The organism is Xanthomonas sp. 10-10 (genome assembly GCF_040182365.1).
GTDB classification, from domain to species: Bacteria; Pseudomonadota; Gammaproteobacteria; order Xanthomonadales; family Xanthomonadaceae; genus Xanthomonas; species Xanthomonas arboricola_F.
Window position 1 is genome coordinate 2,168,439 of sequence record NZ_CP144460.1, and the last position, 24,988, is coordinate 2,193,426.

Here is a 24,988-nt window from a genome sequence, read left to right on the forward strand (position 1 = left end):
CGCCCGGTCGTCACGCAGCCCTTGGGCATTCGCCCGTCACCCGCTAAACTATGGCTTTCCGGGAGGCTTCAAGCCCCATGACCCCCCTGATTTTTGTTACCGGCGGCGTAGTGTCCTCGCTAGGCAAGGGCATTGCCGCCGCTTCGCTTGCCTCCATTCTGGAAGCGCGTGGCCTGAAGGTCACGATGATGAAGCTGGACCCGTACATCAATGTGGACCCGGGCACGATGAGCCCGTTCCAGCATGGCGAGGTCTACGTCACCGACGACGGCGCCGAGACCGACCTGGACCTGGGTCACTACGAGCGTTACGTGCGCACGCGGCTGTCGCGCAAGAACTCGGTCACCACCGGCCGGATCTATGAGAACGTGATCCGCAAGGAGCGCCGCGGCGACTACCTGGGCGCCACCGTACAGGTGATCCCGCACATCACCGACGAGATCCGCCGCTGCATCGACGAGGCCACGGCCGGCTTCGACGTGGCGTTGATCGAGATCGGCGGCACCGTCGGCGATATCGAATCGCTGCCGTTCCTGGAGGCGATCCGCCAGGTGCGCACCGAGCGTGGCGCGGAAAAGGCGATGTTCATGCACCTCACCCTGGTGCCATATATCGCGGCGGCCGGTGAGTTGAAGACCAAGCCGACCCAGCATTCGGTCAAGGAACTGCGCTCGATCGGTATCCAGCCGGACGTGCTGCTGTGCCGGTCCGAGCAGGCGGTGCCGGATTCGGAGCGCCGCAAGATCGCCCTGTTCACCAATGTGTCCGAGCGCGCAGTGATCAGCTGCCCGGATATCGACGTGCTTTACGGCATGCCGCTGGAATTGCTGCGTCAGGGGTTGGACGAGCTGGTCATCGACCAGTTCAAGCTGCGCGACAAGGTCGCCGCGGCCGATCTGTCCGAATGGGCGGCGGTGGTGGATGCGGTCAAGCATCCGCTGGACGAAGTCACCATTGCGGTGGTCGGCAAGTACGTCGATCACCAGGACGCCTACAAGTCGGTGGCCGAGGCGTTGCGCCACGGCGGCCTGCGCCAGCGCACCAAGGTCAACCTGAAGTGGCTGGAAGCGCAGGACCTGGAAGGCAGCGACATGGCCGCCTTGCAGGACATCGACGGCATCCTGGTGCCCGGTGGCTTCGGCGATCGCGGTTTCGAAGGCAAGGTGCTGACCTCCAAATACGCGCGCGAGCACAAGGTGCCGTATTTCGGCATCTGCTACGGCATGCAGGCGGCGGTGGTGGACTATGCCCGCCACGTGGCCGACCTGGACGCAGCCAACAGCACCGAGAACGATCGCCAGTCGCCACACCCGGTGATCGGGCTGATCACCGAATGGCGCACCGCCACCGGCGAAGTCGAAAAGCGCGACGAAAAATCCGACCTGGGCGGCACCATGCGGCTGGGCTTGCAGGAGCAGCGCCTGAAGCCGGGCACGCTGGCGCGCGAGGTCTATGGCAAGGACGTGGTGGCCGAACGTCATCGTCACCGCTACGAGTTCAACAACCGCTACCGCACACAACTGGAAGACGCCGGGCTGGTGATTTCCGGCAAGTCGATGGACGACACCCTGGTGGAAGTGGTGGAGCTGCCGCGCGATGCGCACCCGTGGTTCCTGGCCTGCCAGGCGCATCCGGAGTTCCTGTCCACCCCGCGCGACGGGCACCCGTTGTTCATCGGCTTCGTGCGCGCTGCGCGCGAGAAGAAGGCTGGCGGCAAGTTGCTCAAGGAAGCGCGTGCGTGAGTTGCTTCTCCCATCGGGAGAAGGTGCCCTGAAGGGGCGGATGAGGGGGCGCCGCAACACACTGAAGGATTGAAGCCATGACGAACGCGTCGCCACGCGCCAGCCAGGGCAAACCATCTGGCCTTATAAGCGCTTGCAAACCTTGCCCCACCCCCAACCCCTCTCCCGATCGGAGAGGGGCTAACATCAAAAAACGGGTGGTTAACTCCCTTCTCCCACTGGGAGAAGGTGCCCCGTAGGGGCGGATGAGGGGCGCCGCAACACACTGAAGGATTGAAGCCATGATGAACGCGCCGCCACGCGCCAGCCAGGGCAAACCATCTGGCCTTATTAAGCGCTTTCAAACCTTCCTCTCACCCCAACCCCTCTCCCGACGGGAGAGGGGCTTTACTCAATAGGTGACCTGATGAAACTGTGTGACTTTGAAGTCGGCCTCGACCAGCCGTTGTTCCTGATTGCAGGCCCATGCGTGATCGAGTCGATGCAGCTGCAGCTCGACGTAGCCGGCAAGCTCAAGGAGATCACCGGCAAGCTGGGGATCAACTTCATCTTCAAGTCGAGCTTCGACAAGGCCAATCGCACCTCGGGCACCAGCTTCCGCGGCCCCGGCCTGGAAGAAGGCCTGAAGGTGCTGGCTGCGGTGAAGCAGCAGATCGGCGTGCCGGTGCTCACCGACGTGCACGAATACACCCCGATGAACGAGGTCGCCGCCGTCGTCGACGTGCTGCAGACCCCGGCCTTCCTGGTGCGGCAGACGGATTTCATCAAGAACGTCTGCGCCGCCGGCAAGCCGGTGAACATCAAGAAGGGCCAGTTCCTGGCGCCGTGGGACATGAAGCCGGTGGTGGACAAGGCCAAGTCGACCGGCAACGAGCAGATCATGGTCTGCGAACGTGGCGCCTCGTTCGGCTACAACAACCTGGTCAGCGACATGCGTTCGCTCAGCGTCATGCGCGATACCGGCTGCCCGGTGGTGTTTGACGCGACCCATTCGGTGCAGTTGCCGGGCGGGCAGGGCAGCAGCTCCGGCGGCCAGCGCGAGTTCGTGCCGGTTCTGGCGCGCGCGGCCGTGGCCGTGGGTATTTCCGGCCTGTTCGCCGAAACCCATCCGGATCCGTCCAAGGCGCTGTCCGATGGTCCCAATGCGTGGCCGCTCGATCGCATGGAAGAGCTGCTGGAAACGCTGATGGAACTGGATGCAGTGACCAAGAAGCACGGGTTCGCGCGCTTCGCATGAGTTCCGATCCGTGGGCGTTGGCGGCATCGCGTCGCCAACGCCGGCACTGGCGGCACTGGCCCTGGGGCTGGATGGCGCTGGGACTGTCGCTCGCTGCATGGGCCTGCCTGGCTGTCATGGCCTTCCTGGTGACTGCCAGCATCGGCATGCCGGGCGACGGCAACCATGCGATGCAGGCTACGCGCACGCCGATGCTCGTGACGTTGCTGACAGGCGCGTTGCTGACGTTGGGCGGTCTTGTCGCCAGCCCGGTCGCGTTCTCGCTGCGTCGCCAGCCAGGCGCTGCCGCCACGGGCTTGGCGCTGCTGCTGCTGCTGTTTTGCGCTTCGCTGCCGGGCCTGAGGGCCTAGCTGCAGGGTCTTGCCGGTCAGGCACGCATCGGGCCCGTGCGATTTGGCAATGGCGCGGTGTACAGCGATAATCCGGCAGCTTGTTTCCGGTGTACTTCCCCCTTACTGGTAACCGATCGACCTATGACCACTATCGCCAAGATCCTCGCCCGCGAAATCCTCGATTCCCGCGGCAATCCCACGCTGGAGGCCGAAGTCACGCTGGCAGACGGCTCATTCGGCCGCGCCGCCGTACCCTCGGGCGCCTCGACCGGCACCAAGGAAGCGGTGGAGCTGCGCGACGGCGACAAGACCCGTTACATGGGCAAGGGCGTGCGCCATGCGGTGGACAACGTCAACGGCACCATCGCCGAGACGCTCAAGGATTTCGATGCGGCCGACCAGCAGGGTCTGGACCGTCGCCTGATCGACCTGGACGGCACCGAGAACAAGGGCCGCCTGGGCGCCAATGCGCTGCTGGGTGTGTCGCTGGCCGCCGCGCATGCGGTTGCCGCCTCGCGCAAACAGCCGCTGTGGCAGTACCTGTCCACCATCACCGAATCGGACGTGGCGCTGCCGGTGCCGATGATGAACATCATCAACGGCGGCGCGCATGCCGACAACAACGTCGACTTCCAGGAGTTCATGGTGTTGCCGGTCGGCTGCAGCTCGTTCTCCGAAGCGCTGCGCGCCGGCACCGAAATCTTCCATTCGCTCAAGTCGGTGCTCAAGGGCCACGGCCTGAGCACGGCAGTGGGCGACGAAGGCGGCTTTGCGCCGGACTTCCGCAGCAACGTCGAAGCGCTGGACACCATTCTCGAAGCGATCGGCAAGGCCGGTTACACGGCCGGCGAAGACATCCTGCTGGGTCTGGACGTGGCCTCCAGCGAGTTCTACGACAACGGCAAGTACAACCTGGTGGGCGAGAACAAGCGCCTGACCAGCGAGCAGTTCGTCGACTTCCTGGCCGACTGGGTCGCGCAGTACCCGATCATCAGCATCGAAGACGGCCTGGCCGAAGACGATTGGGCCGGCTGGAAGCTGCTCACCGACCGCGTCGGCAAGAAGGTGCAGCTGGTTGGCGACGATCTGTTCGTCACCAATCCGAAGATCTTCAAGCAGGGCATCGACTCGGGCACCGCCAACGCGATCCTGATCAAGGTCAACCAGATCGGCACGCTGACCGAAACGCTGGAAGCGATCGCCATGGCGCATGCGGCCAAGTACGCGTCCATCGTCTCGCACCGTTCGGGCGAAACCGAAGACACCACCATCGCCGATATCGCCGTGGCCACCACCGCCACCCAGATCAAGACCGGCTCGCTGTGCCGCAGCGATCGTGTGGCCAAGTACAACCAGCTGCTGCGCATCGAGCAGGCGTTGGGCTCCGGCGCGCGTTACGCCGGCCGCGACGCGTTCGTTTCGATCAAGCGATAAGCCGTGCGCAACTGGCGCTGGCTACTGCTGGTGCTGGCGGTGCTGCTGGCTTGGCTGCAGTACCGCTTCTGGTTCGGGCCTGGGAATTCCGGTGAAGTGATGATGCTGGAAGCCCAGGTCGCGCATCAGACACAGGACAACGAAGGTCTGCGCCAACGCAACCAGGCGTTGGCAGCAGAGGTGAAGGATTTGAAGGACGGCGAGGAGGCAATCGAAGAGCGCGCACGCAGCGAGCTGGGCATGATCAAACCGGGCGAGACGTTCTATCGCGTGGTCGAGGACGCACCGCCACTGCCTGCCGCAACGCCCGAAGCGACACCTGTGCCGGCTACGTCCGATCCTGCATCCGCAACGGAACCGCATCCATGACCGGCTCGATCTGGGCCATCGTGCCGGCCGCAGGGCGCGGCACGCGGTTTGGTGCTGCGCTTCCCAAGCAATATCTGCCGGCAGCGGGCCAACCGCTGATGGCCTACACCTTGGCAGCGCTTGCAGCGCATCCAGCGGTCGCCGGCATCCTGGTGGCGATTGCACCGGGCGATGCCGACTGGCCGGGCTGGACGTCGGTGCAGTCCAAGCCCGTAGTGACCTGCGTGGGCGGTGCCACGCGCGCAGCGTCGGTGCTGGCGGGCTTGCTGGCCCTGCCGGAGAGCGTGCGGGCCGACGACTTTGTGCTGGTGCACGATGCCGCGCGCCCGAATCTGGCGCTGGCAGATCTGGACCGGCTGCTGGAAATCGGTCGCGGCGACCCGGTCGGTGCGATCCTGGCCGCACCGGTGCGCGACACCCTCAAGCGTGCCGGCGACGATGGCGGTATCGACGGCACCGAGCCACGCGAGCGCTTGTGGCGTGCGCTGACACCGCAGCTGTTTCGGCGTCATCAGCTGATCCGTGGTCTCAATGAAGCATCGGCTGCCGGCGTCGACGTCACCGACGAGGCCATGGCGATGGAGCGGCTCGGGCTGCGTCCGTTGCTGGTGGAGGGCGCCGAGGACAACTTCAAGGTCACCACGCCGGCGGATCTGGCGCGCTTCGAGTTCGAACTTGTACGCCGCGGCGTTGCGGTCGACGCCGACCCCGCCGCTGCACCCACCGATGAGGCTGCGCCATCCGCGCGCGGCGATGCCGGGCTGGCTGTCGTTGCCAACGACGGCGACGACCGCAACGACGCCTCTTAAATCACCACAGGTTTTCCATGTCCTTCAATTTCCGAATCGGCCAGGGCTACGACGTGCATGCGTTCGGCGATGGCGACCACGTGATGCTCGGCGGCGTGCGCGTCGCGCATAGCCAGGGCGTGCTCGCGCATAGCGATGGCGACGTGGTGTTGCACGCGCTGTGCGATGCGATGCTGGGTGGGTTGGCGCTGGGCGATATAGGCCAGCACTTTCCGCCGTCCGACGCGCGCTGGAAGGACGCCGACAGCGCGCAGTTTCTGCAGCATTGCGATCAGTTGTTGCGCGAGCGCGGCTGGCGCGTGGGCAATGCCGACATCACTGTGATCTGCGAGCGGCCCAAGGTTGGCCCGCATGCACTGGCAATGCGCGAACGCATCGCCGGGCTGCTCGGCATCGAACTCGATGCAGTCAGCGTCAAGGCCACCACCAGCGAAAAGCTCGGCTTCACCGGTCGCGGCGAAGGCATTGCCGCGCAGGCAGCGGTGCTGCTGGGCAAGATCGCTATGTAGGCGTTACGAACAAGACCTGGCGAACATGCTTCAGTTGGACGTGCGCAGCGGGCGCCGGGTGCAACGATCGCATGAGCGGCTTCTGTCGCATCCAGCGTCGGTCGCGGCCGTCTGTCGGCCACCACAGCCGGTTTGCCGGCTGCACTAAACTGCACTTCTGCATGCCGGATCGCCGGCGCGCATCACCACATTCGACGCCGCACTCCCGGCACACAGCGCACGATGCGTCGGCGCGAGGCAAACCACACCATGAGCGAGACGTCCCTCCTGCCACGCGCGCACGGCGCTGCGGTCCTTGGCGCGGCAATGCGCAGCACGCCGGAAGATTTCCAGGTCGACGAACTGCCGTCGTTCGAGCCGTCCGGCGAAGGCGAGCACCTGTTGCTCACCATTCGCAAGCGCGGCCAGAACACCGCCCATATCGCCAGACAGCTTGCGCAGTGGGCGGGCATCGCGGAGATGGGCGTCGGTTATGCCGGGCTGAAGGATCGTCATGCAGTGACCACGCAACGTTTCAGCGTGCACCTGCCCAAGCGCATCGCGCCGGACCTCGCCACGCTCGACGATGCGCAGATGCAGGTGGTCCACAGTACCTGGCATAACCGCAAGCTGCAGCGCGGCGCGCTGCTGGGCAATCGCTTCGTGCTGACCTTGCGTCAGGTGCAGGGCGAGCGCGACGCCATCGAGCAACGCTTGCAGTCGATCGCCGCACGCGGGATTCCGAACTGGTTCGGCGAACAGCGCTTCGGGCGCGATGGCGGCAACGTGGCTTCTGCGTTGGCGATGTTCGGTTACCTGCAGGAGGCCGACGGCACCTTGGTGCCGGCGCCGAAGCGGCGTCTGCGCAACGATCAGCGCTCGATCCTGCTGTCTGCGGCGCGCTCGGCGCTGTTCAATCGCGTGCTGACCGCGCGCGTGGAGCAGGGCAGCTGGGATGCGGCGCTGGATGGCGAGGCGTGGATGCTGGATGGCTCGCGCAGCGTGTTCGGCCCCGAACCCTGGAGCGAGGTGCTGGCCGAGCGGCTGGCGCGCTTCGACATCCACCCCAGTGGCCCGCTGTGGGGCGCGGGCGAGCTGCGTTGTACCGATCAGGCCGCGGCGGTGGAGCAGGGCGCGTTATCGGATCGGCAATCGGAGGTGTTGCGCCAGGGGCTGGAAGCGGCCGGACTGAAACAGGAGCGCCGCGCGTTGCGTCTGCGTCCGCAGGATCTGGAATACCGCTGGCTGGACCGGCGGGCCTTGCAGGTGGAGTTTGCGCTGCCGCAAGGCTGCTACGCCACTGCAGTGCTGTGGGAACTCGGCGATGTCAGCGATGCCGGTCGTGCCGCGGCAACCACGCGCGCCGACGACTGAGCGTCCTCAGGCAAGTCGTCAAATCCCGCACGCACAACAGCCGTGTGCGTTCTCGCAGCAGCGGGCCCGGCCGCGACCCGCGCTGCCGACAGCCTGCCAGACGCACACAGGTGCCGTTGCCTGCGAAGCACGACGACCTGCGCAGCGAACGCCGGGGAACGAAGATGGGCGTCGCAAAGCAGGCGTCAGGGCTGCATGCGCATGGATCGCGACTCGTCTCGGCACGATCTCTGCCTGCCAGACGGCAGGGTCGCCAGCGCCTACCCCATGCATCGCCACACTACCGCCGCGCCAACAACACCAGTAACGCACCGGTACCGCCCTGGGTCGGCGGTGCCGAATGAAATGCCAGCACATCGTTGCGCTGGCGCAGCAGGCGGTCCATCAGGTTCTTCAGGACTGGCGCGCCGTTGTCCGACTGCAGGCCCTTGCCGTGGATGATGCGCACACAGCCATGTTCGTGCGCATGCGCCTCCAGCAGGAATTGCCGCAGCAACGCTTCGGCCTGCGCTGCGGTGGCGCCATGCAGGTCCAGTTCGTCCTGCACCGAAAACTGCCCGCGCTTGAGGCGTTGGAACAGACGGGTGGGAAGATTCTCGCGGCGATAGCTGGCCGTGTCGCCGGCTTCCAGCGGCGCGCTGTCGCGCAGCAATCGTGCGAATTCGGTATGCGCTTGCGCCTCGTCGCGCTCGGCCATGCGCGCGCGCGGCTTCGGGCGCGGCTTGGCGTTGGCCGGTGGTGCGACTTCGCGGATCGGCTTGACCGCGCCGATCGCTGCGCGGAACAGCGCGCCGTCGTCTTCGTCTTCAGGGTGTGACATCGGTACAGCGTAACCGCTCCAACCCCAGACACGCGCGAAGATCAAGCGGCAAGCGCATGGACGCATCCGGTATCATGGCCGGGTTTTCCGAGGAGTCTCATGCGCGTACTGGTTAGCAACGACGACGGTGTCGACGCCCCCGGCATCCAGATCCTGGCCGAGGCGTTGCGGCACGCCGGTCATGAAGTGATGGTGGTCGCGCCCGATCGCGACCGCTCCGGCGCCAGCAATTCGCTGACGCTGGATGTGCCGATCCGCACCCGCCGCATCGATGCGCAGACCTGCGCGGTGGCCGGTACACCCACCGACTGCGTGCATCTGGCGCTCACCGGCATGCTGGATTACGACCCCGACATCGTGGTCTCCGGCATCAATAATTCAGCCAATCTCGGCGACGACGTGATCTATTCCGGCACCGTGTCTGCCGCGATGGAAGGCCGCTTCCTCGGCCTTCCCGCGGTCGCGGTGTCGCTGGTCACGCACAATCACCAAGCGGATCACTACGAGACCGCCGCGCGCGCCGCAGTGGAAATCGTCGCGCGGCTCAAGGCCGACCCACTGCCGGCCGACACCATCCTCAACGTCAACGTGCCGGATCTGGCGTGGTCGGATGTGCTCGGTTTCGAAGTCACCCGGCTGGGCAACCGGCATCGCTCCGAGCCCTGCGTGCCGCAGCAGGACCCGCGCGGCCGCACCGTGTACTGGATCGGCCCGGCCGGTCCGGAGCAGGACGCCGGCGCCGGCACCGATTTCCATGCCGTGCGCACCGGGCATATCTCGATCACGCCGATCCATGTCGATCTCACCCGCTACCAGGCGCTGGAGACGGTGGCCGGCTGGGTAGGCGGGCTGACTGCTGCGCTGGACGGCCCGGCATGACACCGAGGCTGCGCATGCTGCAACCGGAGTCGGTCGGCATCGGCATGACCTCGCAGCGCGTGCGCGACCGTCTGGTCGAGCGCCTGCGTGAGGCCGGCATCCAGGACGAAGCCACCCTCAATGCCATGCGCACCGTCCCGCGTCATCTGTTCATCGATGAAGCGCTGGCCTCGCGCGCCTATGAAGACACTGCATTGCCGATCGGCCACGGCCAGACCATCTCGCAGCCGTGGGTGGTCGCGCGCATGACCGAGGCAGTGCTGCAGGTCGGCCCGACCAAGGTGCTGGAAGTGGGTACCGGCTCCGGCTACCAGGGCGCGATCCTGGCCGCGCTGGGCCTGGAGGTCTACACCGTCGAGCGCATCGGCGACCTGCTGCGACAGGCGCGCAAGCGCTTCCGCCATCTGGGCATGAACGTGCGCAGCAAGCACGACGATGGCCGCATCGGCTGGCCCGAGCACGGCCCCTACGATGCCATCGTGGTCACCGCCGCTGCGCCGGCCCTGGTGGATGCGCTGGTCGATCAACTGGCGGTCGGCGGGCGCCTGGTCGCCCCGGTCGGTGGCGCCTCCTCGCAGTCGCTGGTGCAGCTCACCCGCGCTGCCGATGGCGAGATCGAGCAGCAGGTTCTGGCGCCGGTCACGTTCGTCCCGCTGTTGTCGGGCATGCTGGATTGATCCCATGAGAGTTCCTCGATGAAGATTTTCGGGCCGTTGTACGACGTGGCCATCCGTTGGTCACGCCACCGCCGCGCACCAGCGCTGCTGACCGGTCTCAGCTTCGTGGAGGGCTTCATCTTTCCGGTGCCGCCGGAGGTGATGCTGGCGCCGATGTCGCTGGCCGAACCCAGGCGTTCGCTGTGGTTCGCCACCTTGAGCCTGATCGGCTCGGTCTGCGGCGCGCTGGTCGGCTATCTTCTGGGCCATTTCGCCTTTGCCGCATTGCAGCCGCTGATCGAGTGGCTGGGCTGGAGCGCGAAGATCCAGGCGCAGATCGAAACCCTGCGCACGCTGGTCGCCGATTCGCCGTGGAAGGCGTTCTGGGCACTGGTGCTGGTCGGCTTCACCCCGATTCCGCTGAAGATTTTTACCTGGGCCTCGGGCGTGGTCGGCGTGCCGATCCTGCCCTTCATCGCCAGCATGCTGGTCGGCCGCGGCAAGCGCGTGTATCTGGTCGCCGGTGCGATCCGCCTCGGTGGCGCACGGGCCGAAGCGGCGCTGCATCGCTGGATCGAACCGCTGGGCTGGGTCGCGATGGCGGTGCTCGCGGCGGGCGCAGGCTGGCTGGTGTGGAAGACAACGAACGGATGAGCAAGACGCAGATGAATTCGGTACGCAAGACAGCAGTCGTGCTCCTGGTGGCGATCGGGCTGACCGCCTGCAGCAGTGCCACCGTGGTGCGTTCGCCTGGCGCCAGTGGCGGCTCGTCGTCACGGCCGACCACCGCAGCGCCACGACCGTCGGTGCCACGCCCCGGCGTGACGGTGACCGTGCAGCGCGGCGATACCCTGTATGCGATCTCGCGTCGCACCAATATCACCGCGCCTGACCTGGCGGCGTGGAACGGCCTTTCTTCGCCCAACACCATCTATCCCGGCCAGACCTTGAAGCTGTATCCGCCCGGTGCGGGCAAGCCGGGAGCCAGCGCACCGGTGGCCGGCGCCGGCACGGTGGTGCCGCCGCGTCCGGCAGCGCCGGTCGCCGCCCCGGTCAGCAGCGGCTTCTCCTGGCGCTGGCCCGCCGATGGCGTGGTGGTCGGTACCTTCGTGAGCGGCGAAACCACCAAGCAGGGTGTGGATATCGCCGGCGCCAGCGGCCAGGCCGTGCGCGCGGCCGCCGATGGTGTGGTGGTGTACTCCGGTGCCGGCCTGGTCGGCTATGGCGAGCTGATCATCATCAAGCACAACGACCAGTGGTTGTCGGCGTACGGCCACAACCGCAAGCGCCTGCTCAACGAGGGCCAGAGCGTCAAGGCCGGCCAGCAGATCGCCGAAATGGGCCGCAGCGGCGCCGCCCGCGACATGCTGCACTTCGAGATCCGCTACAACGGCAAGCCGGTCGATCCGCTGTTGTATCTGCCGAAGAAGTGAATCGGGAATAGGGAATCGCAACAGCCTTGGGCCGCGGCTTTATCGATCGGTGGCGGATGATGCCTGGCATGAGCAGGGCATCTGAGGCTTGGTCAATTTTCGCTTGACAGCGAAACTTCAGTCCAGCCTGCTTTCCCGATTCCCGATTCCCGATTCCCGATTCCCGATTCCCGATTCAGCCTTCCAGAATCATTGCCAGCGCCACCCGGCGGCCTTCGCTGGCCAGCACGTTATAGGTCCGCGCGGCAGCGGCGTTGGTCATCGCTTCCAGGCCGATGCCACGGGTCAGGCAGGCGGCAAGCACTTGTGCGTTCGGAAAGCGCTGGCGCTCGCCGGTGCCCAGCAGGATGACCGCTGGCGCCAGCGCCAGCACCGCGTCCATGTGGCTTGCCTGCAGATGGTCCAGATGCTGCACCGGCCAGCGTTCCACCAGTTCATCCGGCATCAGGATGAAGCTCTGTTGCAGGATCTGGTCGTTGACCTTGGCATGGCGGCCATCGGCCGCGCGCAGCGCATAGGTGTAGTCGGGGTGTTCCTGGCTTAAAGGCATAACAGACTCGGTGGGTCAGCCGCGCGGCAGCACGATCTGGCGCTTTTCCTTGCTGGGGCGGTACAGGATGGCGACGTGGCCGATCCGCTGCACCAGGGCGCTACCGGTCTGTCCGACCAGTTCGGCGATCAGCGCATCGCGGGTCTCACGATCCTCGGAGGCCACCTTCACCTTGATCAATTCGTGGCGCTCGAGCACTTCCTCGAGTTCGGCCAGAAATGCCGGCGTGACCCCTTTGCCGCCGGTTTGCAGCAGCGCCTTGAGATCGTGGGCCTGGCCGCGCAGGAAACGGGTCTGGGCGGAGGTGAGAACAATGGACATGCAGGATCGAAAGGCAGCAAAGGGTGTTCAGGGTATCATGGCGGCCCGTTCCGACCCCCGTCGCCAATGCCTTCCCGTAGTAAAAGCAGCCAGCGCTGGCTCAAGGAACACTTCGCCGACCCTTACGTGAAGAAGGCCCAGGCCGAAGGCATGCGCTCGCGCGCGGCCTACAAGCTGGAAGAGCTGCTGCAGCGCGATCGCCTGCTCAAACCGGGCATGGTGGTGGTCGACCTGGGGGCCGCGCCGGGCGGCTGGTCGCAGCAGGTGCGCAAGTCCATGGGCGACAGCGGGCGCGTGCTGGCGCTGGATATCCTGGACATGCCGGCCCTGGCGGGCGTGGACTTCCTTCACGGCGACTTCAGGGAACAAGCGGTCCTATCGGAATTCGAAGCGATGTTGGGCGATGTGCCGGTGGACCTTGTGCTGTCCGATATGGCCCCCAATAAGAGTGGCATGGATGCGGTCGACCAACCGCGGATGATGCACCTGGCGGAACTGGCGATGGAATTTGCCGACACTCACCTCAAGCCGGGTGGGGCGTTTTTGATCAAGCTGTTCCAGGGTGTCGGGTCCGACGACTATATTCGTGAGCTTCGCCGCCGCTATGAGAAGGTGACGATTCGCAAGCCGGCGGCCTCGCGCAAGCGCTCCCCGGAAGTTTATGCGCTCGGTCAGGGCAAGCGTGTCCAGATCAAGTAAGCTGCCAATGACCACCGTGTTTCAAGAATTAAAGAGTAGAGGGCACCGGAGCCAATGAGGATGAACGACTTGACCAAGAATCTGCTGCTGTGGGTGGTCGTCGCGGTTGTGCTGATGGTCGTCTTCCAGAGCTTCTCGCCGCGGATGGCGGGTGGCGTCGGTGCCGACTCGATCACCTATACCCAGTTTCTGAAAGAAGTGGACTCCGGGCGCGTCAAATCGGTGGATTACACCGATGAGACCAACCTCGCGGTCAATGCGATCCGCTTCAAGCGCACCGACGGCAGCGAAGCTACCGTCTACGGCCCGCGCGACGACAAGCTGGTCGACGTGCTGTACAGCAAGAACATCGAAATGACCCGCCAGAAGCCGTCCACCGGGCCGGGCTTCTGGTCGCTGGTGCTCAACTTCCTGCCGGTCATCCTGATCATCGGCTTCTGGCTGTTCATCATGCGCCAGATGCAGGGCGGTGGCGGCGGTGCCAAGGGGGCGATGAGCTTCGGCAAGTCGCGCGCCAAGCTGCAGGGCGAGGACCAGGTCAAGATCACCTTCGCCGACGTTGCCGGTTGCGACGAGGCCAAGGAAGAAGTCAGCGAGCTGGTCGACTTCCTGCGCGACCCGACCAAGTTCACCAAGCTGGGCGGCAAGATCCCGCGCGGCGTGCTGATGGTCGGCCCGCCGGGTACCGGCAAGACCCTGCTCGCCAAGGCGATCGCCGGCGAAGCCAAGGTGCCGTTTTTCAGCATCTCCGGTTCGGACTTCGTCGAAATGTTCGTCGGCGTCGGTGCAAGCCGCGTGCGCGACATGTTCGAGCAGGCCAAGAAGCATGCGCCGTGCATCATCTTCATCGACGAAATCGATGCGGTGGGCCGTCATCGCGGTGCCGGTCTCGGCGGCGGGCATGACGAGCGCGAGCAGACCCTGAACCAGTTGCTGGTCGAGATGGACGGTTTCGAAGGCGGCGAAGGCGTGATCGTGATCGCAGCCACCAACCGTCCCGACGTGCTGGACCCGGCGCTGCTGCGTCCGGGCCGTTTCGACCGCCAGGTTGTGGTCGGGCTGCCGGACGTCAAGGGTCGCGAGCAGATCCTGCGCGTGCATATGCGCAAGCTGCCGCTTGCCGACGACGTGGTGCCGATGGTCATCGCACGCGGCACGCCGGGTTTCTCCGGTGCCGATCTGGCCAATCTGTGTAACGAAGCCGCGTTGTTTGCGGCGCGCGGCAGCGAGAAGGAAGTCCGTATGGATCACTTCGACCGTGCACGTGACAAGATCCTGATGGGCGCCGAACGTCGTTCGATGGCCATGAGCGAGGACGAAAAAACGCTGACCGCGTATCACGAGGCCGGCCATGCCATTGTCGGTCGCCTGGTGCCCGAGCACGACCCGGTCTACAAGGTCACCATCATTCCGCGCGGTCGCGCGTTGGGTGTGACCATGTACCTGCCGGAAGGCGACCGCTACTCGATGAATCGTGTCGCGATCGAATCGCAGCTGTGCTCGCTGTATGGCGGCCGCGTTGCCGAAGAATTGATCTTCGGCGGCGACAAGGTCACCACCGGTGCGTCCAACGACATCGAGCGTGCCACCAAGATGGCGCGCAACATGGTCACCAAGTGGGGCCTGTCCGACGAGCTCGGCCCGGTTGCCTATGGCGAGGAAGAGGACGAGGTGTTCCTGGGCCGTTCGGTGACCCAGCATAAGAACGTCTCGGATGAAACCGCGCGCAAGATCGACGAGGTGGTGCGTTCGATCCTGGACAAGGCCTACAGCAAGACCAAGACCATCCTCACCGACAATCTCGACAAGCTGCATGCGATGTCGCAGTTGCTGCTGCAGTATGAAACCATCGACGTGCCGCAGATCGACGCGATCATGGAAGGCCGCGAGCCGCCGCCGCCGGCAGGTTGGGGCAAGTCCGACAAGGACGGTGGCAACAACAACGACAAGGGAAGCCCGCGTCCGTTGCCGCCGATCGCAGGACCGGCCGAGCAGATCTAAGCCGACGATTGGCGATTGCAGATGATCCGGCGGGGCCAGGAAGCGATTCCTGGCCCCGTTGCGTTGCGCAGCGTCGACGAGGTGATCGATCTGCCGGTGGCGAGCGATGAGCGTGGTGTGTGTGGTGTCGTCGGATGCCATCGGCGACGGGTTGATGCCATCGGCGACGTGTTGTTGTGTCGAGTCGCCGGACGCCGCCGGTGCAGCAGTCCGCTGTCGGATATGGCATTGAATCCTCAACGCACCGGATGCGACACGCGACGGGCTGCGCGACAATGCGCGGTGTCGTGGCAACAGGCAGCATCCGCTTGCTCCGGTCGTTCCCCGGGTTTGCGCAGCCGCTGTAGTCGATAGCGAGGTTCTGCGCGCAACCCAATCGATTGGCAATCGCTTGCGTGGGCACCAACCCGCTCGGTCAATCATTCTTTCATCCGCTTCAGGAGAAACCACCGATGTTCGATACCGCGCTCAAGCTGGATTGCGCTGGTCGCAGCTTGCGACTGGACGCGCCGCAGGTGATGGGGATCGTCAACGTCACCCCGGACTCGTTCTCCGATGGCGGCCAGCACGCGACCTGCGAAGCGGCAATCGCACACGCACTGCGGCTGGTGGAGCAGGGCGCTGCGGTGCTCGACATCGGCGGCGAATCCACCCGTCCCGGTGCCAAGGCGGTTTCGTTGGAAGACGAATTGCAGCGTGTGATCCCGGTTATTGAGGCGCTGGTGCAGCAGACCGGCGTGCCGATCAGCGTGGACACCTTCAAGCCGGAGGTGATGCGCGCGGCGGTCGCGGCCGGTGCCGGCATGATCAACGATGTCTACGCGTTGCGTTCGCCCGGCGCACTGGACGCAGCATCCGACCTGGGCGTGCCGGTCGTGCTGATGCACGCACGCAGCGCACCGCACGCCATGCAGGATGCGCCCCAGTACGACGACGTGGTGGCCGAGGTGCATCGTTTCCTGGCCGAGCGCATTTTCGCCGCCGAGATGGCTGGCATCGACAAGCGCCGGTTGATCCTCGACCCGGGCTTTGGCTTCGACAAGAACACCACGCATAACCTGACCTTGCTTGCGCAACTGCAGCGCCTGCAGGAATTCGGTTTGCCGGTATTGGCGGGGTTGTCGCGCAAACGCAGCATCGGTGAAGTGACCGGGCGCGAGATTGCCGCCGAACGGGTGCACGGTTCGGTTGCCGCGCATTTGATCGCCGCGCAGCATGGCGCACTGCTGTTGCGTGTGCACGATGTGGCAGCGACCGTGGATGCGTTGAAGGTCTGGAACGCGGTGGCGGCGATTCCGACCCCGCGGGTCAACACGCCGGCCGCGCCGACCATTCGCTGGCCGGACGAGGACTGATGCCCGCCGACCGACGCCCGCTTGCGATCGCCTTGATGGGCCCCACCGCCAGCGGTAAGACCGCGCTGGCGCTGGAGGCGGCGCAACGCTGGAACGGCGAGATCGTCAGCGTCGATTCGGCCCTGGTTTACCGCGGGCTGGAGATCGGCGCAGCCAAGCCCGATGCCGCGATGCGCGCAGCGGTACCGCATCATCTGCTCGACCTGCGCGACCCCTGGCAGATCTATTCAGCCGCGGAGTTCGGCGACGATGCACGCAAGGCGATCGACGACATCGTCGCGCGCGGCAAGTTGCCGATCCTGGCCGGCGGTACCGGGCTGTACTTCCGTGCCGTGCTCGAAGGGCTGTCGCAGTTGCCCGAAGCCGACCCGGCGGTGCGCGCCGCCATCGCCGCCGAGGCCGGGCAGGTAGGCTGGGCCGGATTGCACGCGCAACTGGCGCAGGTCGACCCGATCGCTGCCGCGCGTATCCATGCCACCGACCCGCAGCGCATCCAGCGTGCGCTGGAGGTGTACCGCCTCAGCGGGAGGCCGATCAGCGACTGGCAGGCGCTGGCGCCGGGACCGCGCCTGCCGTTGCGGGTCTTGAAAATCGTGCTGGCGCCGCAAGATAGGGCGGTACTGCACGCACGCATCGCGCAGCGGCTGGACGCGATGCTGGCGCAGGATTTTCTCGCCGAGGTGACGCGATTGCGGGAGTTGCCGCAGATGCGCGCCGTGGCTGCGCCGCTGGACCTGCCCGCGGTCCGCGCGGTCGGCTATCGGCAGGCGTGGGCGTATCTGGATGGTGCCGGCAGCCTGGCCGAGTTCCGCGACAAGGCGATCCAGGCGACCCGGCAACTGGCCAAACGGCAGCTCACCTGGCTGCGTGGCGAGCTCGACGCACGTTGGTTCGACCCGGAGCGTGATCGGCATCAATTGGACGACGCACTTGTCGGCTTCCTCGCTCATCGTCCCGCTGTGCAGCAGGCTTCAGGCGTGTAACATCCCGTTTCCGGGGCCGGCTGGGGATGGCAGGTGTCGACCGGGACAATAAGAACAAGAATGAAGAGGATTTTTCGATGGCTAAGGGGCAATCTTTGCAGGACCCATTCCTGAATGCGCTGCGGCGCGAGCGAGTGCCGGTCTCTGTGTATCTGGTTAACGGCATCAAGCTGCAGGGCACCATCGAGTCGTTCGACCAATTTGTGGTCCTGCTGCGCAACACCGTGAGTCAGATGGTTTACAAGCACGCCATCTCCACGGTCGTGCCGGCGCGCAATGTGCGCGTGGGGCCGGGTGGTGGGTATGTGCAATCCAATGAAGGTAATCAAGCGGAAGATGACGACGTCGAGCAGTAATGGAGTAACGCGTGTTTGATCGTTCCCGCAAGGGTGAGCACGCGCTGTTGATTCAGACCCACGCAGGTGGGCCTGCCGAAGACGATGTGCTGGAGGAGTTCGCCGACCTTGCAAGGTCGGCGGGCGCCACGGTGGCGGCAACGCTCACCGCGCGCATCGACAAACCCAGCCCGTCGACCTTGATCGGCAGCGGCAAGCTTGAAGAGATCAAGGCCGCCGCCGAGGCGACCGGCGCGGATCTGGTATTGGTCAACCACACCTTGTCGCCGGGTCAGGAGCGCAATCTCGAGCGCTATCTGGAGCGGCGCGTGATCGACCGAACCGGCCTGATCCTGGACATCTTTGCGCAACGCGCGCGCAGCCACGAAGGCAAGCTGCAGGTGGAACTGGCGCAGCTGCGGCACATGGCCACGCGGCTGGTCCGCGGCTGGACCCACCTGGAGCGTCAGCGCGGCGGTTCGATCGGCCTGCGCGGCCCCGGCGAAACCCAGCTGGAAACCGATCGCCGGCTGCTGCAGAAGCGCGTGGAGCAGTTGCAGCAGCGGCTGGAAAAAGTCGAGGTACAGCGCACCCAGATGCGCCGTGCGCGCATGCGCAGCGAGCTGCCGCGCATCGCATTGGTCGGCTATACCAACGCAGGCAAGTCGACGTTGTTCAATGCGCTGACCGGTGCGGAGGCCTATGTGGCCGATCAGTTGTTCGCCACGCTGGATCCGACCGTGCGCCGTATCGCATTGCCGGGCGGCAGCGCGATTCTTGCCGATACGGTGGGTTTTGTCCGAGATTTGCCACATCAATTGGTTGCCGCGTTCCGTTCGACCCTGTCCGAAGCGCGCGACGCCGACCTGTTGTTGCACATCGTCGATGCCGCCGACCCGCTGCGCGAAGAACGCATCCAGCAGGTCGATGAGGTGTTGCAGGCGGTCGGCGCAGGCGATCTGCCGCAGCTGCTGGTGTTCAACAAGATCGACAAGATCGACGGCGCCGAAGTTCGTCACGACGCGCAGGATGGCATCCCTGATCAGGCGCGGCGCGAACGCGTGTGGGTCTCGGCGCGCGACGGGCGTGGCTTGCAGGAACTGCAGCAAGCACTCGGTCAACGCCTGGATCTGCGTCATCTGACCGGACAGCTGCGACTGCCGTCGTCGGCCGGTCGCCTGCGGTCCAAGCTGCATCAGCTGGAAGTGGTGCGCAACGAGCAGTCCGACGAGGACGGCTGGTTGCTTGAGGTCGATCTGCCGATGGTCGAAGCCGAACGGCTTGCCGCCGGAGAGGATGGCGCACCGTTGCGCGCGATGCTTCCTGACCGTCGGGAAGACTGGGAAACCTGACGCGCGCTTCGACGGCGCTGGGCGCAGCCAGCTGCGCGCCAGCGGCGGAGTGCAGGCCCCGTCCGCCGATGACACGCGTCATGACGCAGCGGACGTGGCGTTGCGATGCGATGCAATGAGCGAAGCTAGATCGCCAGAGATGCCATGACGTGGTGCCGCGCGCGGTGCCAGGATCGAGCATCTGCCTCGTGCGGATCAGCGCAAACGGTCAAGCACGTGGCGATATCCCACGGCAGCTGTAGCGGTGGTGATCCGCGTTGCGCCGGGAGCGCTCGCCGAGACAGGCGAGCGGTCCGACAACCGATCGCTGACCGGTCACCTGGCGGAAGACAGCGCGGACAAATTCGGATAAAAGTGACCGCTGTCCAATCCTGACCCTGGCGATGACGTCTCCCACTGATCACGACCTTTTGCAGCTTGCCGAGTCGCTGAGCGCCCAACTACGCGCTGCGCGCGAGCGGCTGGTGACGGCCGAGAGCTGTACCGGCGGCTGGATCGCCAAGGCAATGACCGACATCGCCGGCTCCTCGGACTGGTTTGATTGCGGCATGGTGGCGTACAGCTACGAAGCCAAGCAGGCGCTGCTCCGGGTCAGGCCGCAGACGCTGGAGGTGCATGGCGCGGTCAGTCGAGAGACCGTGATCGAAATGGTGTCCGGTGCATTGGTGACGTCCGGTGGCAGCATTGCGGTCGCCGTGACCGGTATTGCGGGTCCGGGCGGTGGCAGCGAAGACAAGCCGGTGGGTACGGTGTGGATCGGCTGGAAGCGGCGCGGCGGCTACGCCACGGCGCAGTTGTTCCAGTTCGATGGCGACCGCGATGCGGTCCGCCGTCAAACCGTGGTCGCGGCGCTGCGTGGTTTGAGTGCTCTGCTGTAACTGACTTGCGCGGGCAATCCGGATCCTCCTTGTCGCGGTTTCAGATCCTCATGTGATCGCCAACGCGTCAAGTCTCCGCGCCTGCTGAGTAATGACGCGTGCGATGCATGGCTGGCATGCATGCACAGCGGCGCGGCATTCGTCCTGCGCGCCGTGCATTCCGCTCCCTGCGCCATGTATTGAAGCTCGACCGGTAAGGTGAGGCTTGGCGCCAGCTGCGGCATTGGCTGCAGTACATCGCGCGCACGTCAGCCGGGGGCACGCATGGAAATGGAACGGCAACCTTGCGCCTTGCTGGCGCTAGCACTCTTGGCAGCGCTGCCTGCGCCTGGTCTGCATGCACAGAGCGCAGCGGCCGCCGCGCCGACGACGCTGTCTGCACTCAAGGTCACCGCGCAAAAACGCGAAGAATCGCTGCAGAATGTGCCGGTGGTGGTCTCGGTCTTGCCCGAGCAAATGCTGCAGGACAGCGGCGTGCATGACATCAAGGAACTGCAGGTGCTGGTGCCCGGCCTGATCGTCACCAGCAGCCAAAGCGCAGCGCAGACCACTGCGCGCATCCGCGGTATCGGCACAGTCGGCGATAACGCCGGGCTCGAATCTTCGGTCGGCGTGGTCATCGATGGCGTGGCGCGTGCACGCAACGGCGTGAGCTTCGCCGACCTTGGCGAGCTTGAACGCATCGAAGTGCTGAAGGGACCGCAAGGCACCGTCTTCGGTAAAAATACCTCGGCGGGCGTCATCAATGTGGTCACGCGCAGGCCGAGCTTTACCCGCAGCGCCGATGCCGAATTCACTGCCGGCAATTACGGTGCGCTGGGAGTTGCCGGTGCGTTCAACGATGCGCTGGGCGAAACCAGTGCGCTGCGCGTGTACGCGGCCAGGCGCAGTCGCGATGGGTTCGAGCAGGTGGTGACCGGCGCGGGCCCACGCACCGCCACCGATGATGGCGATCAGAATCTGCGCACCGCGCGCGTACAGTTGTTGTGGGAGCCGACCGACGATCTGGATATCAACCTCGCAGCCGATGCCACCAGCCGCAAGGAAAATTGCTGCGTCACCGTGACCACCGAGCGCGGCCCGACTGCCGCGCTGATCGATGCACTGGCCGCGGGTGGGCAGGGCACCAGTCCGCGTGCGGAGCCGGCCCGCCGCCGTGCCTATAGCAATCGCAGCACCGCGCAGGACATCCAGGACCGCGGTGTCGCGGCGCAGGTCGACTGGGCGACGCCATGGCTGAACCAGGCGGTGCTGACCTCGATCACCGCGCTGCGCGATTGGGAGTCGGTCAACGGCCTGGATTTCGACTATGGCGCGGCCGACATCCTCTATCGCGAACCGCGCGAGAACGAGATGCTTACCAAGTTCCGCACCTTCAGTCAGGAACTGCGCCTGGCCGGAGCCACCGACAGCATCGATTGGCTGGTGGGCGCGTTCTACGCCGATGAAACCCTGCATCGCAACGAGTCCTACCGTTTCGGCAGTGCATACGAACCCTATCTGTCCAGCGTGCTGTTGGCACGGGTGAATCCGGCGTTGGCCGCGCGTGCGGATACGACGCGGTTTTTGGCCGATGCCACCGGTCTGCCTACAGGCAGCCTGTTTCGCGGGCAGGGTAGCCAGGATCGCTTTCGGCAGGATGGCACCAGCGCGGCGCTGTTCACCAACAACACCTGGCATGCCACCGATGCGCTGGATGTGGTCGTGGGCCTGCGCTATACCTACGAGCACAAGGCGCTGCGATCCGCGTTCGAAAATCCAGATGGCAGTCCGGCGTGCGCCCGTTATTTCGCACCCAACGGAAGCGTGAATCCGGCAGCGCTGCGACGCATTGGCGCAGCGTTGACCGCGCGTGGCGTGCCCGCGGCCGCGGTGCCGGCCATCGCGCCGCAGGTGATCGGCTTCACCTGCCTGCCCTGGGCAAATAGTGCCCATGCCGGTCGCGTGACCGAACAACGTCTCACCGAGCGCGAGTGGTCCGGTACCGCAAAGCTGGCGTATCGCTGGAACGATGCGCTGATGACCTATGCGTCGGCCGCGCGCGGTTACAAGGCCGGTGGTTTCAATCTGGATCGCGTGCAGTCGTCCGATGGCCTGTCCAGTGGCGTGCAAGGCATCCTGCCCGTCGATGACACGGCATTTCCGGGCGAGTTCGTGGACAGCTACGAACTCGGCGCCAGGACCACCTGGCTCGGCGGCAACCTGCTGTTGAACGCGACGCTGTTCTACCAGAATTTCAGCGATTTCCAGCTCAACAATTTCCTCGGCACCAGCTTCGTGGTGCGCGCCATCCCGACCGTGGTCTCGCGCGGCATCGACACCGAAGTGCTGTGGCAGGGCGCCCTGCCGGGACTGATGCTGCAAGGCGGGCTCAGCTATGCGGATACCAGCTATGGCGACGATCCGTTACCGGATGCAGAGTTGGCGCTGCTGCCTGGCAGCCGCCTGAGCTTTGCGCCGCGCTGGTCGGCGAATCTGTCGGTCACCTACGAACATGCCATCGGCAATCGCCTGACCGGCCGTATCAATGTCGGCGCCAAACACACGTCCGAGTACAACGCCGGCAGTGATCTGGATCCGCAGAAGGCGCAGCCGGGCTACACCCTGCTGAACGCACGCGTGGGCGTCGGTGCCGATGACAAACGCTGGCTGCTGGAGGCGTGGGCAGAAAATCTGGGGAACGCAACCTATCGACAGATCGTCATCGATACGCCGCTGCAGGCCGGTTCCTGGAACGCATTTCTCGGCGCGCCGCGGACCTATGGGTTGACCTTGCGCCTTCGGTATTGAAGCCACTGCGCCGCACTGCATGTTGCGCAATCGATGCGTCGGCGTGTGCGCGCACCACGCTCTGCGCTAAGCCCGAGGCCGGCACAAGCGCGACAGCGGCGCAGAGATCGGCTACAAACTAGAGTCTCCTTGCCAGCCTGTGTGCCGATGTTCGCGTTTTCCGCTGCCGTGTTCGAGACATTGCCATCCCTCTTCACCTCGCGCAGTCCGCCTGGTGCATCGTGCGTTGTCGCTGCGCATGCGCGCCGGTTCGTGTGGCGTGAGGTGTGGCGTCATGCGGTTGTCTTGCCGGCACGCGATGCTGGTGGACTTGGGGTAACGCGGCGGTCGGCTCGCGAGGCAGTGCGGCCGCATCGAGCGATCGCTCGCGTTTGGGCCCGCGCGCAGGCGTGCAGCAGGCCCGGCGCCGGTTGCGAAGCAACACAGGCGGTGCACTGATGTGGGAAGCGCTTGGCACTGTGCGTGATCTCGGGCGTCTGCAGGAAATCGCCTCGGTCCTGATCCGGTACGGCTTCGGCGATGTGGTGCGCCGCATCGGGCTGGCCGACGTGCTCGAACGCGCCGGCAGGCTACTGCACTGGAGCAACGCCGAGGGCCGCTTGCGGATGTCGGCCGCTGTGCGTGTGCGCCGTGCGCTGGAGGAACTGGGGCCAACCTTCGTCAAGCTGGGGCAGGTGCTGGCGACGCGCGTGGACTTGCTGCCGCCGGAATGGATCGAAGAACTGAGCGAACTGCAAAACGCGGTTCCTGCATTGCCGTTCGAGCAGATCCGCCCGCAATTGGTCGCCGCATTGGGCGCTGAGCCGGAAAGCGTGTTTGCGCGATTGGACGAACAGCCGCTGGCCGCTGCGTCGCTGGCGCAAACGCACCGTGCCTGGCTGGCCGACGGCACACCGGTGGTCTTGAAGATCCGTCGTCCGGACATCGGCGATACCATCGATGCCGATCTGCGCCTGCTGGCACGGCTTGCCGACATCGTCGAAACGCGCGCACCCGATCTCAAGCGCTATCGCCCGGCTGAAGTGGTGCAGCAATTCACCGTTTCGCTGCGGCGCGAGCTCGACTTCGCCGCCGAATGCCGTAATGCCGAGCGCATCGCTGCCAACTTCGCGCACGACCCGCAGGTGGTGGTGCCGACGGTGTATTGGCAGTGGACCTGCGAGTCGCTCAATGTGCAGGAATTCATCGACGGCATTCCCGGGCGCGACCTGGTGTCGGTCGATGCGGCGGGGCTGGATCGTAAGGCGCTTGCGCGCGCCGGTGCCGGCATCGTGCTCAAGATGGTGCTGCAGGACGGCTGTTTTCATGCCGATCCGCATCCGGGGAATATTTTCTATCTGCGCGACGGGCGTATCGCGCTCATCGATTTCGGCATGGTCGGGCGCGTCTCCGAACAACGCCGTTTCCAGGTGGCGCAACTGCTGCACGGCATGGTGAGCTACGACGCCGACGCCGTCATCGACGTGCTGCTGGAGTGGGCCGGCACCAGCCTGGAGATCGATGAGGCGCGGCTGCAGCAGGACATCGGTGCATTCGTCGACCAATACCGCGGTGTGCCGCTGAAAGAGCTACGCATCGGCGCGATGCTTGGCGACGTCACCGCCATCCTGCGCGACCACGGGCTCACCCTGCCGTCGGATCTGGCGCTGATGATCAAGGCCTTTCTCACCCTCGAAGGGATGGGGCGCCAGCTCGATCCGGATTTCGACATGGCCAGCGAAGCGCGGCCGTATCTGGAGCGAGTGGTCTTGCAGCGGTATGCGCCAAGCGCGATGTTGCGTCGCAGCCGGCGCACCGTGACCGGGGCGATCGATCTGATCGGCGATCTGCCGCGCGATCTCAAGCGCCTGATCCAGGCGGCGCGGCGCGGCAAGTTGCAGCTGCACGTGGAAACGCGCGCCTTGCGCGAATTCGGCGAGCAGGTCGACCGCGCCGCCAACCGGCTCACCATGGGGATCGTGACCGCGGCCCTGGTGATCGGTTCGTCGATCGTCATGAACAGCGTCGGCGGGAGCGCCAGCCGCTGGCTGCTTGCGTTGGGCGTTGGCGGCTTCATCGGCGCAGGCTTATGCGGCATCTGGATCCTGTTCTCGATCTGGCGCAGCCGGCGTTAGCGATCAGCAGCGGGCTTTGCTTCGGCGCTATTGCACA

24 protein-coding genes are annotated in these 24,988 nt (G+C 65.4%); 21 read left to right on the forward strand and 3 right to left on the reverse strand.

Features of this window, described 5'->3' with window-relative positions:
* Positions 1-77 precede the first annotated feature (77 nt).
* From VZ068_RS09250 to truD, 8 genes are all read left to right on the forward strand, one after another.
* Positions 78-1,742 carry a CTP synthase gene (locus VZ068_RS09250; RefSeq protein ID WP_259153856.1) on the forward strand — a complete coding sequence of 555 codons (1,665 nt, stop codon included), beginning with the start codon at positions 78-80 and terminating at the stop codon, positions 1,740-1,742.
* Positions 1,743-2,148: 406 nt separating this feature from the next.
* Positions 2,149-2,979 (forward strand): 3-deoxy-8-phosphooctulonate synthase, encoded by an 831-nt coding sequence (kdsA, locus tag VZ068_RS09255; RefSeq protein ID WP_055828670.1) that lies wholly within the window; start codon positions 2,149-2,151, stop codon positions 2,977-2,979.
* Between the two features lie 71 nt (positions 2,980-3,050).
* A complete protein-coding gene (locus VZ068_RS09260; RefSeq protein WP_349657471.1) occupies positions 3,051-3,329 on the forward strand; it encodes a hypothetical protein in 279 nt (92 codons plus the stop codon).
* 123 nt (positions 3,330-3,452) lie between these two features.
* On the forward strand, positions 3,453-4,745 hold the full coding sequence (eno, locus tag VZ068_RS09265; protein WP_349657472.1) for a phosphopyruvate hydratase: 1,293 nt from the start codon (positions 3,453-3,455) through the stop codon (positions 4,743-4,745).
* 3 nt (positions 4,746-4,748) lie between these two features.
* Positions 4,749-5,114 carry a cell division protein FtsB gene (gene ftsB / locus VZ068_RS09270; protein ID WP_259153859.1) on the forward strand — a complete coding sequence of 122 codons (366 nt, stop codon included), beginning with the start codon at positions 4,749-4,751 and terminating at the stop codon, positions 5,112-5,114.
* Positions 5,111-5,923: a 2-C-methyl-D-erythritol 4-phosphate cytidylyltransferase gene (ispD, locus tag VZ068_RS09275; RefSeq protein WP_349657473.1), complete on the forward strand. Its 813-nt coding sequence runs from the start codon at positions 5,111-5,113 to the stop codon at positions 5,921-5,923. Before ftsB ends, ispD begins: the two co-directional genes overlap by 4 nt.
* A gap of 17 nt (positions 5,924-5,940) precedes the next feature.
* On the forward strand, positions 5,941-6,432 hold the full coding sequence (gene ispF / locus VZ068_RS09280; RefSeq protein WP_259153862.1) for a 2-C-methyl-D-erythritol 2,4-cyclodiphosphate synthase: 492 nt from the start codon (positions 5,941-5,943) through the stop codon (positions 6,430-6,432).
* 249 nt (positions 6,433-6,681) lie between these two features.
* The gene (gene truD, locus VZ068_RS09285; protein WP_349657474.1) at positions 6,682-7,785 is read left to right on the forward strand and encodes a tRNA pseudouridine(13) synthase TruD; all 1,104 of its coding nucleotides are present in this window, start codon (positions 6,682-6,684) and stop codon (positions 7,783-7,785) included.
* A 280-nt stretch (positions 7,786-8,065) separates the two neighbouring features.
* Here truD and VZ068_RS09290 read toward each other — a convergent pair whose 3' ends face one another.
* Positions 8,066-8,605, reverse strand: coding sequence for a Smr/MutS family protein (locus VZ068_RS09290; RefSeq protein ID WP_349657475.1), 540 nt, complete (start codon positions 8,603-8,605; stop codon positions 8,066-8,068).
* A 99-nt stretch (positions 8,606-8,704) separates the two neighbouring features.
* On the opposite strand from VZ068_RS09290, the gene surE reads away from it, so the two are divergent.
* The 4 genes from surE to VZ068_RS09310 are packed head-to-tail and all read left to right on the forward strand — an operon-like array spanning position 8,705 to position 11,573.
* The gene (surE, locus tag VZ068_RS09295) at positions 8,705-9,484 is read left to right on the forward strand and encodes a 5'/3'-nucleotidase SurE (RefSeq protein ID WP_259153867.1); all 780 of its coding nucleotides are present in this window, start codon (positions 8,705-8,707) and stop codon (positions 9,482-9,484) included.
* Complete coding sequence (locus VZ068_RS09300; RefSeq protein WP_259164747.1) at positions 9,481-10,161, forward strand: protein-L-isoaspartate(D-aspartate) O-methyltransferase; 681 nt, start codon at positions 9,481-9,483, stop codon at positions 10,159-10,161. Before surE ends, VZ068_RS09300 begins: the two co-directional genes overlap by 4 nt.
* A gap of 18 nt (positions 10,162-10,179) precedes the next feature.
* Positions 10,180-10,794 carry a YqaA family protein gene (locus tag VZ068_RS09305; RefSeq protein ID WP_259153869.1) on the forward strand — a complete coding sequence of 205 codons (615 nt, stop codon included), beginning with the start codon at positions 10,180-10,182 and terminating at the stop codon, positions 10,792-10,794.
* Positions 10,791-11,573: a peptidoglycan DD-metalloendopeptidase family protein gene (locus VZ068_RS09310; RefSeq protein ID WP_259153870.1), complete on the forward strand. Its 783-nt coding sequence runs from the start codon at positions 10,791-10,793 to the stop codon at positions 11,571-11,573. Before VZ068_RS09305 ends, VZ068_RS09310 begins: the two co-directional genes overlap by 4 nt.
* Before the next feature lie 175 nt (positions 11,574-11,748).
* Here the strand turns inward: VZ068_RS09310 and VZ068_RS09315 are convergent, their stop codons facing one another.
* On the reverse strand, positions 11,749-12,123 hold the full coding sequence (locus VZ068_RS09315) for an Mth938-like domain-containing protein (protein WP_349657476.1): 375 nt from the start codon (positions 12,121-12,123) through the stop codon (positions 11,749-11,751).
* A gap of 15 nt (positions 12,124-12,138) precedes the next feature.
* A complete protein-coding gene (gene yhbY, locus VZ068_RS09320) occupies positions 12,139-12,444 on the reverse strand; it encodes a ribosome assembly RNA-binding protein YhbY (protein ID WP_005992396.1) in 306 nt (101 codons plus the stop codon).
* 66 nt (positions 12,445-12,510) lie between these two features.
* On the opposite strand from yhbY, the gene rlmE reads away from it, so the two are divergent.
* The 9 genes from rlmE to ubiB all read left to right on the forward strand — a co-directional run bounded on the left by rlmE (position 12,511) and on the right by ubiB (position 24,951).
* On the forward strand, positions 12,511-13,143 hold the full coding sequence (rlmE, locus tag VZ068_RS09325) for a 23S rRNA (uridine(2552)-2'-O)-methyltransferase RlmE (protein WP_259153876.1): 633 nt from the start codon (positions 12,511-12,513) through the stop codon (positions 13,141-13,143).
* 60 nt (positions 13,144-13,203) lie between these two features.
* On the forward strand, positions 13,204-15,144 hold the full coding sequence (gene ftsH / locus VZ068_RS09330; RefSeq protein WP_259153877.1) for an ATP-dependent zinc metalloprotease FtsH: 1,941 nt from the start codon (positions 13,204-13,206) through the stop codon (positions 15,142-15,144).
* 452 nt (positions 15,145-15,596) lie between these two features.
* Positions 15,597-16,499 (forward strand): dihydropteroate synthase, encoded by a 903-nt coding sequence (folP, locus tag VZ068_RS09335; RefSeq protein ID WP_349657477.1) that lies wholly within the window; start codon positions 15,597-15,599, stop codon positions 16,497-16,499.
* A complete protein-coding gene (gene miaA, locus VZ068_RS09340; RefSeq protein ID WP_349657478.1) occupies positions 16,499-17,482 on the forward strand; it encodes a tRNA (adenosine(37)-N6)-dimethylallyltransferase MiaA in 984 nt (327 codons plus the stop codon). The genes folP and miaA overlap by 1 nt, the downstream gene beginning before the upstream one ends.
* A 77-nt stretch (positions 17,483-17,559) precedes the next feature.
* Positions 17,560-17,838: an RNA chaperone Hfq gene (hfq, locus tag VZ068_RS09345; RefSeq protein ID WP_005915027.1), complete on the forward strand. Its 279-nt coding sequence runs from the start codon at positions 17,560-17,562 to the stop codon at positions 17,836-17,838.
* Between the two features lie 11 nt (positions 17,839-17,849).
* Entirely contained in the window at positions 17,850-19,169 is a 1,320-nt protein-coding gene (gene hflX / locus VZ068_RS09350; protein ID WP_104611349.1) for a ribosome rescue GTPase HflX, read from the forward strand.
* A 383-nt stretch (positions 19,170-19,552) separates the two neighbouring features.
* Positions 19,553-20,047 (forward strand): CinA family protein, encoded by a 495-nt coding sequence (locus VZ068_RS09355; protein WP_005992383.1) that lies wholly within the window; start codon positions 19,553-19,555, stop codon positions 20,045-20,047.
* Positions 20,048-20,311: 264 nt separating this feature from the next.
* Positions 20,312-22,837, forward strand: a complete 2,526-nt coding sequence (locus VZ068_RS09360) for a TonB-dependent receptor (protein WP_349657479.1) — start codon at positions 20,312-20,314, stop codon at positions 22,835-22,837.
* A gap of 437 nt (positions 22,838-23,274) precedes the next feature.
* Positions 23,275-24,951 (forward strand): 2-polyprenylphenol 6-hydroxylase, encoded by a 1,677-nt coding sequence (ubiB, locus tag VZ068_RS09365; protein ID WP_349657480.1) that lies wholly within the window; start codon positions 23,275-23,277, stop codon positions 24,949-24,951.
* Positions 24,952-24,988 lie beyond the last annotated feature (37 nt).